The sequence below is a fragment of the Paenibacillus sp. EB106-05-06-XG162 genome (assembly GCF_058791655.1).
Map to the genome: position 1 here is coordinate 64,113 of NZ_JBYTDT010000010.1, position 18,091 is coordinate 82,203.

Below are 18,091 nucleotides of genomic sequence, written 5' to 3' on the forward strand. Positions count from 1 at the left end.
TAATCAGCAAAATAATCCAACAAGTGCGCAATGCTATATAGAGACTCCATCTTTTTATCAATTTAGAATTAGAGTATCCGGATTTCCATAAATGGCAATTCATTCATTTTGGCAAACGTATTAAATCCATAAAAATTTTAATTGGAGGTCACTAAATGAAATTAGCAAAGAAAAGTTGGACAATATTGTTACTATTTGTGATGGTATGCACCCTTTTCGTAGCTTGTGGAAAAACGAACGAAAACACTGACAGCAATAAAGAAGCTAATGCAACAGAAAGCACAACACCTAGCCAAGAAACCAATACTCCGAACGACTCGCCGCAATCAGAAGGAACGTCCACGGATCCCGTTACAATCACCGTGGCATTTCCATGGGGAGAAGAGATATTTAACAATCGATTCAAAGAAATTGATGAGAAATTGCCCAATATCGATATCAAAATGGTTGCCTGCGAATGTAAATCCACGTCGCTGCAGGAATTATTTGCAAGCGGTATCAATCCTGACATCATCTTTCCGAACTACGGAATTTCTCACGTCGAAAGTCTAGGAATCATACACCCTCTTGATGATTTAGCCAAAAGCAACAATTTTGACGTAGACACGTTAAACCCAGGTCTCGTGTCCAGTATTCGTTCATTAGATTCAGAGGGAAGATTAATCGGTATTCCAGACGGAACAGGCTACATGTCCCTCTTCTATAATAAAGAAATATTTGATTTATTCGGCGAACCGTATCCTACAGAGAAGATGACTTGGGATCAGGCCTTCGACTTGGCTAAAAAAATGACAGGACAGCGTAACGGCGTTTCCTATCTTGGACTTGAACTGGGCGGCTGGGGAAATGTTGGCGATGGTGCTGCCGTACCGCTCAGAGAATTGGCCGTGAATAAGACAGATCCGGATACCGGCGAAGTGCTCATTACGAAGGATCCTTCATTCTCGAAATATTTAGAGCTGATGAAGAAGTATTACAGCATACCTGAAGTAAGATCTGAAGAAGCAAAGAACGTCGATTTGTTCGCAAAAAAACAAGCTGCGATGACAGTGACTTGGACCGCCTATTTCGTTCATGGAAATCCGTTTGAAGATGTTGAATATTTAAAAAATAATATCGCCATGCTGCCTGTACCTGTATGGGCTGATCAGCCCGATATTGGTCCTGCGCTAGGGACAACACCGATGGTCATTTCCAATCAAAGCGAGCATAAAGATGCGGCATTCAGCGTGTTGAAGGAATATGTATCTGTAACGAATCAGACCAAAATCGCAAAATCAATGGCATCCGGTCCTGTGCTTACCGAGGTTGCCGATCAGTATGGCTCGGATATCGAAAATTATGTCGGGCAGGATGTTACGTCTGTGTTCAAGTTAACACCTGCAACCTATAAAGGCAGACAAAGCTTATGGGATCAATATGTCAACCTGGACCTTGCAAAGTTTGCTGATTCCGATCTGAATATACAAGAATTTCTAAGAATAACAAAAGAAGAAGCTGAAACGGCAATTAAAGAGGCCAAAACGCAACAAGAAACCACGAAAAAGTAATGGGAAAAACCTAAAAAAGATCCGTAAAGACCATTCGCGAGTAAAATTATCCCCTTTAAGCAGACACTCAAAAAACCTCATGCTATCCTGAGAGATGAGTAGAGTGAACTTGGAGGGGATATTTTGTGTGGTCTGTAGAAGAATATGTCTACTTGACGAGGGTATGACTAGGCGCCTTACGGTTTTTCAGTAGAATTCGGTGAATGAATGTTTATACCTTGCGCAGCTTGTTTGCGGAATTTGGAAGGTGAACATTGCCTATATTTTCTAAATACTCTGTTAAAATAGTTAATATCATTGAATCCCACCAGGTGAGCAATTTGTGTAATCGGTAAACTTGAATTCATAATCAGCTCCTCCCCCTTTCTGATCCGACACAAATTAACATACTCTATAAATGTTTGTCCTGTTATCTTTTTAAATGTCCTACAAAAATGAAAGGGGCTCATTCTAGCCATCCTTGATATATCGTTCAGTGTGAATTCCTCGCCGTAATGTTCCTCTACAAACAACATCACGTCACGAAGATCCTCGATCTTCCTTCGATTTGCACGATCAGCAGGACTCTCGGCAGCCACATAACCACAGGCTCTTTTCAGTGCTACGACAAGCTGATACAGATAAGATTTAATGACTAATTCATACCCACTCTGTTTCGTTTTCAGTTCAGCAGCAATATTTAGAATAACTTCTTTAAAGTAACGATAGTGATCATCCCCAGATTGTAAAATCCTAGGTAAAGACAGCTTATCATGTAATTGCGGTTCATGAACGAGGTGCATCGATTCCGCAGCTAACAAAATGGATTTGTTGATCAAGACAGCATAGTACTCAGGGGCTCCTTCATTTTCTATTAAATACGCCCCATGAATTTGTCCCTCCTCAATAAAGAAAATATCCCCTTCTACTCCAATATACGAATAGCCTCCAATAAAGAGCTGCATTCGACCCTTCATGATATATATAATTTCCATCACTTGATCATGCCAATGAGAGACGAAAAGGGCATTCCCATAGGGTTGCGCTTGAAACAGATTGAACGGAAGATAGTTGCTGATTAAATAAGCCGGTTGATTCGTTGGCGCTGGAAAAGACAACATGGGACATTCTCCTTTCAAAGCCTATCATTCAACCCATTGGAGGTTTGAACATATAAACTTATAGAACCTGAGACTATGCCTCAGGCTCTATCAAAATCAATCTGCAAACCCGTTCGTTCGAGGGTTTGTTTGCGTTATTACTTCCCTTATTCTTTCTTTGCTTTCTCATCCGCGATCTTCATTTGCAACTTTTCTTGCAGCTTACGTAAATATTCCGAAATATTCATGTCTGAACTCGCAAAGTCGGGCAAACTTTCAACGATCATACTCTCAGCTATTTTTTTCCATTTCGAGCTTTTACCTTCTAATATTTTTGCATTATCCGGGAAATAAGATTTTACATTCTGCCCGTCATAAATATCTTTTTCACTGCCAAATACCGCGATGGCTTCCGAATTCTTCAATACCGTCGGATATCCCGCAGCGGAAAACTTCTTCTGCATGTCTTCTGCTACGACTTCTTTCATCCACTGGAAAGCGGCGTCTTTGTTCTCACTGTACTTGTTCAATACATACATATGAGCTGTCGTTGTCGGTGCATATTGATCTGCGCCTCCCCAGATCGGCAAAAGTACTGAGTTCGTATTCGCTCGGACATTCTCAGGAATTCCCCATTCCATATATGTCGGCCAAGAGACTAACATCGCAGCCGTACCGTTTGCAAAGAAGCTTCCTGCTTTCTTCGGGTCGCGTTCATATAACCCTGGGATGCTATAGAACTTCTTCATTAGTTCGAAATATCTTGTTATTGCCGGCTCACTCGTAAGTAATACTTGATCCGTTTCAGGATCAACGACATTCGTAACAAGCTCTTTTAGCGGGGCGAGCGTATCGTCCGTGACACTGTTCTGCCATCCCATTTCCAGACCCCGATAGACAACACCGTCTCGTTCCCCTGTCATCTTCTTAGCTAACTCGATCGTCTCATCCCATGTCATATGGTCCGTCGGATAAGGAACGCCGAACATATCAAAAATTTCTTTATTATAAAACAACGTATATGTATCAGCGAACGTTGGCACGCCAATCATAGAACCCTTATCATCGAACGAACGAAACAGTGAAACGATGGATGGGTCTATACTGCTGATATCCATTCCGTAAATCTTCGACAATTCATCAATCGGCTCAACCATATCCAGATCCTTCAAGGCGTCAATTCCTTTGGATGTATAAATAATATCCGGGACGACACCGCTAGCATTCAATTCTTGCAAAGCCTCCGAAGTCGCCTGACCTTGAATCCATTTAACTTTAATGTTCTTGCCTTCTGCCTGGAGTTTATCTTCAATGGGCTGCATAAGGGCAGAGATCTGGTCCAAACCCCATTCATGTTGAATCGTAATTATTGTTTCCTTGCTGAAATCCGTCACGGCTTTACTGTTCGGATCATCATTCGGGTTCGTTTCGTTATTTGATTCCGAATTACTGCCACTGCAACCTGACAGAATCGTTGTTAACAAGAAAACAAAAGCAATGATCAGAGAGATTGAATTTTTCTTCATTTTCATCCTCCTCAGCGTCATTCAATATTTATTTTCCGTTAATTGACATCAAGGATTACAACTCACCAACACTTTAGAAAGTACAGATCTATTCGACCAAGCCCGTTCTTTCCACACTTTCGATAAAATAACGCTGAGCGAATAAATAGATCAGCACGGGCGGCAGGATCGTCAAGAAACTGGCACCCATCTTAATCGGCTCCGCCATATATTCCGGGAATCCGCCGTTCTGAATAAATTGCCCTAAGGCTGTATCGATGAAGGTCATCTTCATCGCAAGCGGCATATCGCCGGTCGGACTGAGGAACATCCGCGGATAATAGGTGTCATTCCACGTCCATACGAAGGAGAACAGGAAGACGACCAAGATCGCTGGTCTTGCGAGCGGGAACATCACGCGGAAGTAGAATTTCAGCGCCGTCGCCCCGTCAATTCTCGCAGCCTCCTCGAGCGATTTCGAATGCGTCATGAAGAACTGTCTGAAGATGACGACGAACAAGGCGCCTTTGACCCCAAACCCGAAGATCGACGGTAAAATCAGTGTAATGAGATGACCGTTCAAGCCTAATTTGGTATAGACCATAATCGTTGGCAGAATGATAACCTGCGGTGGAATAATGAACGCAAGCATCAATAGGAAGAAGATCGTTCGTTTAAATGGTACATCTAATCGAGCTAGTGCATATCCCGCCAATCCGCAAGAGATACAATGCAGCACGGCTACACTCACGGCGATGAACAAGCTGATCATTAATGAATTCTCATAATTCAGCAGCTTCCACGCCTCTGCCACATGACCCAAATAAATGGAGGATGGCACCCATGTTACTGTCGGATCTACGAGATCCTTCACATTCATAACCATCTTCACGAGCATCTTCAGCATCGGATTCATGTAGATATATGAAGTAATGATAAGGACTGCGTACAAGATCAGCTTAAATACAAGCCCTTGGTTAATCTCTTTCCCGAGCACCAAATTACGTGCTTGCCTGATCCGTCGCTTCGTTAGAAATCGACGACCCTTCACATCGGATAATATGGTCCGCATCTGCGATTCCCTCCCCTCTAGACGTAATTTTTAGCATGTCTACGATTCATGATCGAATAGATCAACATCACAAGCCCCAAGAAAATGATGATAATGAAGAAATAGATCCAGGCCAGTGCGCTGTTAAACCCGTAATTCCCTGTGTTCACCAGCTCAATGACCGGATTCGATGGGAAGGTGAACATGTCGACCACGGTATAGATTAAGTTAAGCAGAATAAACGGCGACATCGCAGGAAGCGTAATTTTCCAGAAGACTTCCCAAGGGGTTGCCCCGTCAATTCGTGCCGATTCATACGCCGAGGTGGAGATGGTCTGCAGCCCGGCGAGGAAGATCAGAATCTGTACCCCGGAGTACCACAAGACGAGTACAAAGTGATTCAGGACCTCCTTCACAGGCTTCGCCCAAGAGCTGTCCCCGAGGAAGGTATCGAGATAGCCGCCAAGTTCGAACCGCTCCAGGAACCCGAGGTTCCCCTCCCCCTGGTTAATAAACTGCAGCAGTACCGCGCCGGTCGAGAAGATTACTGGCAGGAAGAAAATTGCGCGGAACAGGAATCTACCGTACAGCTTCTGATTGAGCAGAATCGAGATCATCAGTGCAAAAATAACGATCACCGGCACCATAAGCACTACTTCTTGAAAATAAGGGATCAATTTATCATAAAGCGCAGAACTGTTCAGGATAATCTCGCGGTAGAATTTCAGACCGACAAAATCATAGGCGACCTTATTCGGTAGAATCTTCACCGTGTGAAAGCTCATGTACAACGAGAAAAGAAGCGGAAACCCTAAGAACGCGATAAATCCAATCACCCAAGGGGCGATAAACAGCGTCCCTTCAAGCCTCCGTAAAGACCGAGCGGTAAGCACGCGTTTGCGACTCATTCCATCACGCACCTCCCTTCATGACAATAAAGTCTCTCGCCTTCACCACATGCTGTGTGTCGAGGTTGTACGGCGTCTCATTGTAGTTGACAATAATGCGCTTGCCATGCGCGTATGTCGTCTCGAACACCCCATGCGCTAACTCGCGATGATTCGCGATGAACTCACCTTGGACATCTCCCAGCGCTTCCGTATAACGCTGATATTGCGATACGATTTCTTGAATCCAGTCTTTATAATACGTGCTGTAGAATTGATCCAAATGAATGGACTTGAGCAGCTCCTGTGGTTTGGCATACGTGACGATGTAAGATGGAACAGCCCCGTACTCAATTCCTTTCAAGAAACTCTCCTCATAATCATCACTTAAATTGGCATAGTCAAATGAGTAAGTAACGAGACCATGCAGAACCATCTGCGCAAAAGGAATCGCGCGATCCACGAACAGATCATAAGAGTTACTCGCGAACATATTGTGCATATGATTCACATATGGCAAGGTGTACAAATTCCCATCCGCGACTTGCACGTTCCCGAGCGACTGCTTCGTCTGATTCATGATCTCCTGCTGAATGTGCATCGATTCCTCTCTTGATACCTTGTGATCCTCGTTATAGTCGGTATTTAACTGATTGCCGACCCCTTGACCGTACATATAACCGTCCACCATCAGATCTTTCGCGTCCTGCAAATCATCCTGTATCACCTTCTGCATGAATTTCGGACTGACGAACGTCGTACGCTGATCATCCCAAGAATAGAATTCGATGACGGATGAACCAAGGTCCCGAAGTCCATCCCGCCTCACGCGGAAGCCGTCTTTGCCGGTGTTGTTGAACGTATACGATGAGGCATCCAAATAAACCGGAAAGCCACTCGTATGGGCGAAATCAACGAATTGCTTCATACCTTCATCCCCGCCAATCTTTGAACCGACCGGGAATGCCCCTCCGAATTTGCTGAATCCGCCATTCTGCCAGCCTAAGTACGTAATGGACATGTCATCGACGCCAAGCGCGCCGAGCTCCTGCACAATTTCTTTGGCTTCCGCGGTTGTCGTCAGCGGCAGATCGGAATCCCATAAGAAGCCTTTCTCCGTGTCAGCTCCCAGGACATGGAGCTGAAGCTTCATATTTGCATTCTTGCCTTGAAGCGGCTTCAGTCCCTGTTCATCGATCAAATATTGACGATACCGATCTGCCATCTGCGCATAATCAACCTCAGGCTGATCGATAAAGTAATACCTGACGGAACGATCAGACTTCGTTATTTCTTTGCTGTACATCAGATAACCGTTCTTCTTCTTCGTATCGGTTGGTTGGAAGAACTTGAAGCGATATTGGAATTCTGCCGTCGCCCAATTGTATTGACTGAATGAGCCGGAAGGTGCAGCAACAACGTTCGCATAATCATCCCCTTCACGGATGACGCCAACCATCGCCTGGTTCGCTGACTTGATGCCAAAGACCGGCATTTTGATCGCTTTGCGTTCGGACATGATATTGCGGTTGCTATAAGCCCAGTCATCGCCATATACGCGTTCCGTATACAAGTTCTGGGTACCTGCACGATATTTCTTGAAATCGATTAAAGCTCCTGATCCATCTGGAATGAGCAGAAAACCATCCTCCTCATCTGAAGTCTGCGCCCCAAGGAAAGGGAAGAGACGAATCGATACGAGCCTAGCCAGCGGATCTTTTTTCTTCGTCTTCAATTCTTCCGCGGTGTATACCCTCTCGTCCTTCAATCCTTCGGATAGCACCTTCGTCTCAACAAAATCATCTCCGAGGGTGACTTCCACGGGAATCGAGAAGCCAAGCTCTGGGAGCTCATATTGAATTTTGAATCCGTGCTCTGTCGCCTCAAATTGCGAGACCGTTCCCTTCTGTGCAATGAGGTTCGACTCTTTGAGCAAGTCTTTCCGAATATTGAATTCAACATAACGGAACATGAAGGGCGAGGCGAGATGGTCCTTCCAGGCTGCCGTGTTGGACTTTTCCTTCCAATTCTTCGGGTTCGGGAAGGAACGCCATACATCTCCTGTCTGCTTATTCACCACGAGGAAATGTCCTGTACTCGCATCGACCTTTAACTGCAACCGCTGATTCTCTACCAAGGGCTTGAATGTACGTTCATCTGGCAACCCACTCGCAACTGGGGTACCCGCTGCGGCAACCTTCACGCTGGCCGGCTTCGCCGTCGCTTGTTGAGCTGTTGATGGCTCGCTAGACTGTTCAGCCGATTGTTGCTTAGATTGCGAATCTGAGCCCGATGCTGCGAAAATAAACCCGACAACCGTTAATACAGATATGATGCATGCAGTCACCGATAGCAGTAATTTCTTCGAACGAAATAATCGCATCACATCGATACCTCCTGATAAATCGTATAGATGAAGTTACTGAACTCGGAAGACAGGCCGACCAGAATGAAGATCATAATCCATAGGATCATCATGGTCACTCCGGTGAGCAGAATGTTGACGACCGTCTCTCCCACACCATAATTCTGCATCGCCTGGATATTCCAGAAGAACAGCAGCCCGCTCCAGAGCAGCATCGCCCATTCAATCGAATGATAAATGGATGCTTCGCTGAGCGTAAGCCCGTTCGAGATCAACGCGAGCGGTAGGCCGAACAATACAACAGGGAACAGCGCATAAGAGCTGCCCATGAATACGTCCTTGAATCTGGCCTCCCCTTGGCGAATGGAGCCGATCAAGTAGTTGCAGACGACCCAAGACAACCAGACCGACATGAAGATGATCAGCATCGAGCTGGCACCTTTCTCATAATCCGGGACTGGATTGAATGTAAAGCTGGAGTAGAACGTCTTCACCAGAATCATGACAAGCGTCAGGATGAGCAAGAACAAGGCACTGATATAACTGCCTTTTTGCCGATACCTAAGATCGCCGAAGCCATCAATCGGGTGTTTCAGAATATAGAACACATGCTTGAATTGCTGATACCAGCGCTGCCGATCGAGCAGGGTCGTCTTCGGTAGAATCCTGAATTTATACTTCCGCTTCAAAAGTCCGAGAATCCAGATCAAGACGGCCAGCACAATGAGTACATTCGCAAAGATCGAGAAATTCTTCTGGAACCACACGAGTCGCAGCTGCCAGAAGGAATCGGAGAATCCACCCTCATCCCCAGCGAGCTTGAACATGTCACGCGCTAACTCATAGTCCTCACGATAGAAGGCCGCTTGCGCAATCCCTTGAAAAGCAGGGGAGAAATGCGCATTTAATTTCAGCACCTTGGTCCAATATTTCTCGCCTTCAAGATACTTGCCATCCTGCATGAACTTGTATGCTGCCTGTACCGTCGATCCAAATTCCGTCGGCTTATATACTTGTACGAGATTGAGCGCTTCATCCAGAATGAACACTTCGTTCCGAGAATTGGTCGCGACAGCCGTTGGTGCTTTGGTTAACCCGATTAATGAATTTCCCGTTGTTGAACTGCCACTCCAATAGAACAACAATTCGCCATTCTCGTCATATTGCGAAATGATGTTGCGTGACTTGTCGATCATGAGAATATTCCCGTTCTGATCGACGGAAACATCGGTCAATTGTGGCTCAATCGGTTCACTGCTAGTACGCCGATATGCCTTATTTTTATCAAAATCGATATCCTTCTCTTTCCATAAATCTTCGCCGCGAATGTTCAACTTCTTCACTTGCTCCGATTTGGAACCCGAGACGGTATAGATAAAACCTTGGTCATCAATTTCAATGTTACGGATCGTAACGGGAAGCAATCGAACTTGTCGACTCAGCTGCTCCTTCGTATAGAACTGTCTACGAATTTTGTCCATCAGATTGACTTCCGTTTTGTTCGTTCCGAAGAACTTGAGGAAATTGCCTTCCGGATCGAATTCGATAATACCGTTGTAGCTCCCTTTCGATACCACATAGATGAATCCACGCTTATCGACGACCATATTCGTCGGTTCATACACAAATTGATCATTCATGAAGCTCGACTTCGGCCGCTTCAACTCTTGAACGAGCCGACCTTCCTTATCCGTGTGCACGACTCGTTTATTGCCGGTATCCGCAATGAAGAGGTCCCCATTTTCGGTCACAAATACCCCCTGTGGCTGATTCAGCGGACTCTCTGGCAGCGTAATGATCCGTACCAGCTCTCCGCTCGGATCCAAATGAATAATTCGATTGTTATCTGTATCGGCGATATAGATATGGTCCTGACGATCAATGAACAAGTCTTGAGGTCTTTGCAAGGGCGTATAGCTGACCTCCCCTTGCTGGTTCAGCGTAGGGATATCCCTTGCGATAACGCCTTTCGGTGCATAGGCAGGTTGGGTCATAATCGTACGACCATAGCTATCCTTCGTAAATGTTCGATACGGCACATCCGCGAATGCAGCTGTTGGAAATAGCGTTATCGTCATCAAGCAAACGAACCAAATCGCAAACTTCCGTCTGCTGTGATTTCTTTTCATGTCGGAACCCCCTTCTCCTATCGCTTATTTAATCCCCGAATGCGCCATCGTTGTAATGACCTTCCGTTGGGAGACTAAGAACACAAGCAAGGATGGAATGAACATAATCAATGCACCAGCCGCCGCCGCTCCTTGCCTTGCCACCGAATTGGCTAAGTTCGACGTTAACGTCCCCATATAGAAAGGAAGTGTCTTCATTGCGTCATCCTGCATGAACAAAGTTGAAGTCTCTGCATTTCCCCAAGCCGATTGGAACGCCAGGATCGTGATCGTAGCCATTGCTGGCGACACAATTGGAATAACGATGCGCAGGAAAATGAAAAATTCCGATGCGCCGTCAATTTTGGCTGCTTCGATCAATTCATTCGGAACCTGATCCATGAACTGCTTCAGGAGGAATACCCCGACAGGCATCGCAATCATCGGCAGCACATGCCCCCAATAGGTATTCATAATCCCAAGGCTCTGTACGACGACGAATCGAGGGATCGCAATCGCTTCCGTCGCGAATAAGAGCGAGGTCAGCACCAAGCCGAAGACGATTTTGGAACCCGGAAATTTATGTTTGGCAAGCGGATAGGCGCACATCGCTCCGAAGATTACCATTCCAAGCGTAGCTAAGAACGTCACGACGATACTGTTGAAGATATATCTCGCGACAGGCACAACCGTCGATTCCGTCAAGGCAAGCAGTTCCGAGAAGTTCTGGATGGTCGGTTCTCTCACCACGAAGGTCGGAGGGAATAAGAACAATTCATGCAGCGGCTTGAACGCATGGTTAAAGATATAAAAGAGCGGCAGCAGCATGAAGATAGCCAGTGGGGTTAAGCCGATCGCGATCCCAATCTGTGTTCGGTCCACCTGCCGGACTGCGAAGACAAAATCCTGCCATTTCGCAGACCACGTCCGCTTGGTCGTCATCATTTGGATCTCTTGCATCATTCATCCTCCTTCGGTCCGAACAGCTTCCAGAACAGCTTGCTCAGCAGGAAGCACATGATGAGCAGCACGATGGAAATGGCGCTGGCGTAACCCAGTTCAAAACGTATAAAGCCGAAGTCCCCGATGTGATCAATCATAAGCTGTCCGGCATAGTTCGGTGTTGGATTGCTTCCCGTCAGCGTCGAGCCTAGGCCCCCCGATTTGAGTGTATGAACGATCGACATGATGGCTGCGAACAACATCTGCGGCTTCATCATCGGGATCGTGATGTACCACACTTCCTGCAATCGACTCGAAATGCCGTCAATTCTCCCGGCTTCATACAATTGTTTATCTACATTAAGAATACCCGCCAGGATCGCGAGGAAGCCGATCCCCATACTGGACCAGATCGAGATCACGATCATAATATTGAGCAAATAATCCTTATCGATCAGGAAGTATACCGGCTTATCAATAAGTCCCCATTTGAGCAGGAAGCTATTGATATAACCGGACCGATCGCCCGTGAACATTACCGTCCATACAACCGTCATCGCTACCCCTGCGGATAAAGAAGGAGCATACATGGCTAAGGCATACCAGGTTCTGAGCGTAGATGGCAATTGAGCGATTAACCACGCCAGAACAAAGGCGAAGATGTAACCGATCGGGCCGACGAACAACGCAAATTTAAATGAGTTAGGCAGGACATGCTGCAAAAATACGATATCCTGCGAGAAGAGATTCTGATAGTTCATCCAACCTCTCCACGTTGGGAACTCAATCGCGTTGAAGTATGTGAAGCTGAGCAGGACGCCGGCAACAACCGGGATCAGGATGAAAATCACGAACAACACAAGGAATGGAAGGATGAACAAATAGGACAGCCGGAACTTCCATATCTCACTTAATAAATAACGCAGCTTCTGCGATAATTTGCTCTTCGTCTCGCCAAGTCCAGCCGGTGCTGGACTTGGATGATCAGAAAGGATCGGTGTTCTAGTCGACATGTACTTCCGCTCCCTTCCATGGTTCCATCACTGTGGGAAGATCTAGTTTCTTAATGATATTGCCGTCGCTATCGATGAAGCTGAATTCCTGCTGCTTGCGCTTCAGTTCCCGATTGATTTCTTTGATCCCTTTCTCCAGGGATATCCGTACATTCTCACCGTCAATCGTGACGCGGTTCCAAGCAAACCCGAGCTCTCGCAGCGTCATATATCCACCGGGAACGTTCGGAATATCTTTGATCCATTTCCACTGTTCAAGAATGGCCTGCAAATCTTCCGTCTTCCATGGCATATCGACAAAAGCATTCACGTTCGCTGAATTCCACCGGAACGCCTCGCCGCGGTATTGCTCCAGATTCAGACCATACTCGGTCTGAATTTCATCCGACATGTACCACTCAAGGAACTTCCATGCCAAGGTTTGTTTTTCTTTGGGCGTATCGTTGAACAAGACACTGGCGGTTGGGGTGATGCCTGAACCCCCAGACCATCTTGCGATTGTGCCATCTGCTTGCTTCGTACCCGGAATCGGCGCGATGCCCCATTCGTTCAATATTTCCGGAGCAGCGACGAGCAATTGCATGTATTGGTTGAAATCGGCTATGCCAATCGGCAATGTTCCATCTCTGAACTGGTTGTAGAAGCTGGCAACTTGGCGTTCTAATCCATACACATTGAATAGATCCGTCCACTTCTTGAACGCTTCGAAAGCCTGCGGCTCGCCGAGTGCGGTCGATAGCCCATCCTGCTTATAGAGCTCTACCCCGTTCTGGAAGAACAGATAGGAGAAGTCTGCCGGATCGACATAGAAGTTACTCTCGTTCTGGAGCAGCGTAGGAAGCATCGCATAGACATCATCCCATGTGTTCGGAACGGTAAGCCCGAGCTGCTTCAGAATATCTTTGCGATAGAACAGCACTTTGAAGTTGGTCGTCTCCGGAATCCCGTAGACCCCGCCGTCATAGCGGTATGGAAGCATCGCGCCTGGATGGAAGCTGGAGACAAGCTTGTCGGCCCCCGGCATCGTATTCAGATCAAGCGCTGCGTGACGCAAGGCCAAATCGAAGATCGAAGTATTCGATACCCCGATAGCAACATCCGGGAGGATGCCCGCTGCTTTACCAAGAACGAGCAGGTCTGCCGATTGGATAAGATTCACCTTCACGCGAATACCAGACTCCGGTGTGAATTTCTCGTCTGCAAGCTGCTGCATCTCATCCACGTAATCTCGTCCTTTGAACATCCAGACGTTAAGCTCTTGATCATTCTGTTTACTTATCTGGTTATCCGCTGTGAACGAGTAGTATAGCGATGCGAACATGCCGCCTACTTTCTCGAAGAACCCCGCTTCCATGCGCGGTAATTCCGCCTCAAGCGGTGCGATATACAGTTTATCGATTTGTAATTGACTATCCATCAATTGCGACCGCTGCGACTCCAGCTTCTCTTGCAGTGATCCAATGGTTAGTTGGCTGTATGGAATTTCGTTCGGTTTATCGAGCAAATCCTTCAGATCCTGCACCGATGTTCGGAACGTCTGCGACACACTATTGGTCTCATGATTGATCTGATCCATCTGTGCGGTTAATGCTTCGAATTGCTGCTTCAGCCGCTGCAAGCGATCGGTGATGCCCGGAATATCCCGTGCGACATCCCATACCCGATATTCATCTTCACTGTTGCCTGTAGCAATGCGAATTTCCTGCGAAATATCTCGAATTTCCGCGGACATTTGATCGATTAGGGCAAGCATCGGTACATAAGGCTCATAGCCTGCTTCAAGCTTGATCGCGTGTTTGCCTTTCGTCAGATAGAACGTGAACGGCTTATTTTCTTCTTGCTCGAGCGTAGCCCCATACCAATCCGAGTGATAGGCGAAAGGATAGTTCGCGAGCTCCTTGAATGGAATCTGACCGTCGATGGAGATCGTTCGAAATGCTGACAGGTTTTTGCGGAAGTTCTGTTTGACACGGAAAGCGATCTTGTAGAGGCCATCTTCCGGCACATCGATATCCCATGATACCGCTTGCCCTCCTTTGTACCAGACCGTTCCGCCGATTGTATTAAAGCTCACGAGGTCTAATGACTTCGGCGTTGTTAATGGACTTCTGTCATATTGCGTTTGAATGGATGATGAGTTTTTGGTTGTGAAGTTCTCAGCTTCAAGAGCGATGATGTTCTGCGCGGTCGTTGCTCTGGACGGGTATGCTTTACTTACCTCTTCGTAAGATGGAAGGGTTGAAGGCGCTTGCAAACGGATCGATTTCAATGCCATCGGCTGACGAAGCATCGAGATACGAATCGTATTTTTCCCCTTCTGCAAATGCCATAAGAGTGGTGTCGCATAAGCATTCTGGGAATCCCGTATCACCTTGCTCTTCCAGCCTGTGATCTCGTTCAGCAGCGAACGCAGCTGATTCCCGTCTGCATCGAACTTCTCCGGCTTCTGGTCGACGAATTCACGTTCGAGTGAGATCGAGTGCGCTTCCCGATAAGGGAATTTGCCATTGAGCTGGACTGTCATCATGACTGGCTGCTTGCTGCCACCGTCTTCCTCCGTGAATGGGAAGTATTCGGCTGCCATTTCGTAGAGACCTTCCTGCACCACATCCACTTCATACTCGATCCAGCCTCTTGGCTTAGACCACAGCAGCACATCATTCTCCCCTTGATAGGAGCCGATCTGAATGGATGCATCTGGCGATTGGTTCGCAATCGATTTCAAATCGATTGATATTTCCTTCGTTCCCACTGGAACCTGATCTTTCTCCCATTGCTTCTTCACTTCATAGAAGTAAGGATCATGTGAAAGGCTATTGCTCATGATTTCTGAGGGGTCGGCTTGTGCTTGTTCTCCGTCCGAATGACGCGGAAAACCTGCTACACCAAGTACAGCCACAGAAAGAATCATGATGATCAAGGGATAGCTAACAGCCTTGTACCATCGTTTTGCCATCTGTCTCCCTCCATTAATCCGTTAATAAAATCTCAGTCTCTTTGTGAAAAAATAGCGCTTTGTTCATATCCACCGCTACCGATGCGCGCATGCCATCATCGAAGTGGTAGCGTGGATGCGCCCTTGCTACGAACCGTTTATCCATTCCGATATCCATATGATAATAACGATCTGACCCGACGAACTCGCTTAGCTCCATAATGCCGTTCACGATCGAATGTGGATACGTCTCGAGCATAATTTCCTCGAAGCTGATATTCTCTGGGCGAATTCCGAGAATCACCACACGGTCGACAAGGTTAAGTTTTCTTAATTGCGACGCCTGGCGCTCCGTCAATTGCAGTGAAAATCGGTTCGTGTGGAATTCGAGAAAACCATTATTCTCTTGCAATTTGCCCTGAATAAAGTTCATCGGCGGGTTCCCGATAAATTTAGCGACGAATAGATTGGCCGGGTGATTATAGACGCGCTCTGGGGTATCCACCTGCTGCACGATCCCTTTCTCCATGACCACGATCCGGTCGCCCATCGTCATCGCCTCGATCTGATCATGCGTGACATAGATCGTCGTCACGCCGATTTTCTTATGTAAGCTGACGATTTCGGAGCGCATCAATACGCGGAGCTTCGCATCCAAGTTCGACAACGGCTCATCCATCAAGAAGGCTTGCGGGGTTCGAACGATCGCTCGCCCGAGCGCAACCCGTTGGCGTTGACCCCCGGATAATTCCTTCGGTCTACGATCGAGGAAATTCTCGATTTCGAGTACGCGTGCCGCCCGCTTCACTGCGAGGTCAATCTCATGCTTCGGAAGCTTCCGCATCCGTAGTCCGAAGGCAATATTCTCATATACGGACATGTTCGGATATAGCGCATAGTTCTGGAACACCATCGAAATATCCCGTTCCTTGGGAGGTATATCGTTCACAATCGTATCACCAATATAAATTTCACCTTCGGATACATCCTCAAGCCCTGCGAGCATACGCAAGGTTGTTGATTTCCCGCATCCCGAAGAACCTACGAAGACGAGAAACTCTTGATCCTTCACATCCAGATTGAAATCCTTCACCGCATATTCCTGATATTTTCCATAGCGCTTGTGTACATGATTAAACACGATTCTCGACATGATACCCCTCCTAGGCTATAGATGTGCATATCTATATAACTTGATACTAACAATTTTACTGTGAGCGTAGTGTGTGATTGTTGTGGATTTCGTGTGAAGATGGGACAACGAGCGGGATGAGAGTGGGAGCAAACCCGTTACATTGGAGCACGGGAGGGGGGATGGGCAGGGGGCTCCACCCGCTGTTAAAAAACGTGTGGATTGAACGATATGTAGCGGAGTTCACACGTTTTTTAAAGGCGGACGCTATTGCTTCTCCTCCCCCTGCCCATCCCCTTGCTTGCTACGCTGGTGCGGGGTTCGACCTCATTACACCCTCTCGTCGTTATGCCTGGGGGGTGAGAAGGGCTACAGTGGATTTTCGCAGCATAGAAGCTCGAATTGGCTGCAATACAACTTCTATACTGGATTTTTCACACTAACTTCTCGTGCTTGAGGGGAACAACGAGCCATTTCGGCCAGCTATCCTGCTATAATCCAACATAGCAGAGTAATGGAGTGGAAAAGGAGCTTCTATGTTGCATAGATCCACTGTAGACGTGAGGCGCTAGCTGGCCGAAACGAAGGGCAAGATACCTACCCAGAAGAACGACTTCATCACCCTGTAGCGCGATAAGCGTTCTTACAAAACCTTCTCAAAGACAACACAAAAGGCCGCCCCCGCGATATTCCATAGCTTACAGGGGGGACAACCTTTACATGCAATCCTATTCAGATTCCAATTGCGCTCGCACCTGACTCAACACCATCATCAATGCAAGCTGAATCACCGATACCACGTAAGCGCTGATCACGATGCCAGCTAGGATCGCATACGGGCTCCACAGCTGGTGAATGAGCGTACTTAACAGCCCCGATACGACGAATAAACAAAACACCAGCACCACCGTCTTCAGTCTGGATTGCTTGAAATATTGTCTGCTGCGGCGTAAAGCTGCATCCAGCTGGGATCGATCAACCACAATCGTAAATTCGAGATAGATAAATAGAATGCGAAGCACGATGAAGACCAATAACGATAGGAACAATCCAATCCCTTGGAACAACATCACGAGAAGTGTCGTGACTGCCGTCTTGGCGAACATGATCATCAGATAAAGGAAAATAAACCGGATCCAGTAGACCTTGCCCTCCCGTATAAATCCCCTGATCGATGCCGGCTCTCCGATCGATGCTTGCCGAAGTATGCCAATATATCCGCCCTGCGCAAAGGTCATCAAGAGCAGCATCAGCACCACAGCAGCCCAGCCGATGGTCGGTACGCCAGGAATGTTCATAAATTGTAGTTGATTCGGCAGCAATGGAATATTGATCAAATGGCTGACCGATGGCAATCCCATCTCAAGAATTAGTCGATACGATAGAGACGATGTACCGATAAAACCTACCAACGCCCCGCCGAGCAAATAAGCGATAAGATCCAAAATGATAGGACATAGAATCAACATCGGATATCGAAGGATCTGGACAAATGCACGTTGAAGCAGCATAATCTACCTCCAT

At 46.9% G+C, this 18,091-nt stretch carries 12 protein-coding genes; 1 reads left to right on the plus strand and 11 read right to left on the minus strand.

Going from position 1 to position 18,091, the window contains the following annotated elements:
- Positions 1 to 155: 155 nt before the first annotated feature.
- On the plus strand, positions 156 to 1,550 hold the full coding sequence (locus AC3WU2_RS20015; RefSeq protein WP_492456831.1) for an ABC transporter substrate-binding protein: 1,395 nt from the start codon (positions 156 to 158) through the stop codon (positions 1,548 to 1,550).
- A 176-nt stretch (positions 1,551 to 1,726) separates the two neighbouring features.
- Here the strand turns inward: AC3WU2_RS20015 and AC3WU2_RS20020 are convergent, their stop codons facing one another.
- From AC3WU2_RS20020 to AC3WU2_RS20070, 11 genes are all read right to left on the minus strand, one after another.
- Entirely contained in the window at positions 1,727 to 2,650 is a 924-nt protein-coding gene (locus AC3WU2_RS20020) for a helix-turn-helix transcriptional regulator (protein WP_492456832.1), read from the minus strand.
- A gap of 146 nt (positions 2,651 to 2,796) precedes the next feature.
- Positions 2,797 to 4,155 (minus strand): ABC transporter substrate-binding protein, encoded by a 1,359-nt coding sequence (locus AC3WU2_RS20025; protein ID WP_492456833.1) that lies wholly within the window; start codon positions 4,153 to 4,155, stop codon positions 2,797 to 2,799.
- A gap of 88 nt (positions 4,156 to 4,243) precedes the next feature.
- Complete coding sequence (locus tag AC3WU2_RS20030) at positions 4,244 to 5,206, minus strand: carbohydrate ABC transporter permease (RefSeq protein WP_018757465.1); 963 nt, start codon at positions 5,204 to 5,206, stop codon at positions 4,244 to 4,246.
- A gap of 17 nt (positions 5,207 to 5,223) precedes the next feature.
- Positions 5,224 to 6,093 carry a carbohydrate ABC transporter permease gene (locus AC3WU2_RS20035; RefSeq protein ID WP_492456834.1) on the minus strand — a complete coding sequence of 290 codons (870 nt, stop codon included), beginning with the start codon at positions 6,091 to 6,093 and terminating at the stop codon, positions 5,224 to 5,226.
- Between the two features lie 4 nt (positions 6,094 to 6,097).
- Complete coding sequence (locus tag AC3WU2_RS20040) at positions 6,098 to 8,455, minus strand: DUF5696 domain-containing protein (protein WP_492456955.1); 2,358 nt, start codon at positions 8,453 to 8,455, stop codon at positions 6,098 to 6,100.
- Positions 8,455 to 10,566, minus strand: coding sequence for a YIP1 family protein (locus AC3WU2_RS20045; RefSeq protein ID WP_492456835.1), 2,112 nt, complete (start codon positions 10,564 to 10,566; stop codon positions 8,455 to 8,457). The genes AC3WU2_RS20040 and AC3WU2_RS20045 overlap by 1 nt, the downstream gene beginning before the upstream one ends.
- A 24-nt stretch (positions 10,567 to 10,590) precedes the next feature.
- Complete coding sequence (locus AC3WU2_RS20050) at positions 10,591 to 11,505, minus strand: carbohydrate ABC transporter permease (RefSeq protein ID WP_018757461.1); 915 nt, start codon at positions 11,503 to 11,505, stop codon at positions 10,591 to 10,593.
- On the minus strand, positions 11,505 to 12,500 hold the full coding sequence (locus AC3WU2_RS20055; RefSeq protein ID WP_018757460.1) for a carbohydrate ABC transporter permease: 996 nt from the start codon (positions 12,498 to 12,500) through the stop codon (positions 11,505 to 11,507). The genes AC3WU2_RS20050 and AC3WU2_RS20055 overlap by 1 nt, the downstream gene beginning before the upstream one ends.
- Complete coding sequence (locus AC3WU2_RS20060; protein WP_492456836.1) at positions 12,490 to 15,456, minus strand: extracellular solute-binding protein; 2,967 nt, start codon at positions 15,454 to 15,456, stop codon at positions 12,490 to 12,492. Before AC3WU2_RS20060 ends, AC3WU2_RS20055 begins: the two co-directional genes overlap by 11 nt.
- Positions 15,457 to 15,469: 13 nt before the next feature.
- Entirely contained in the window at positions 15,470 to 16,588 is a 1,119-nt protein-coding gene (locus AC3WU2_RS20065) for an ABC transporter ATP-binding protein (protein WP_018757458.1), read from the minus strand.
- A gap of 707 nt (positions 16,589 to 17,295) precedes the next feature.
- Positions 17,296 to 18,078, minus strand: coding sequence for a hypothetical protein (locus AC3WU2_RS20070; RefSeq protein WP_492456837.1), 783 nt, complete (start codon positions 18,076 to 18,078; stop codon positions 17,296 to 17,298).
- Positions 18,079 to 18,091 lie beyond the last annotated feature (13 nt).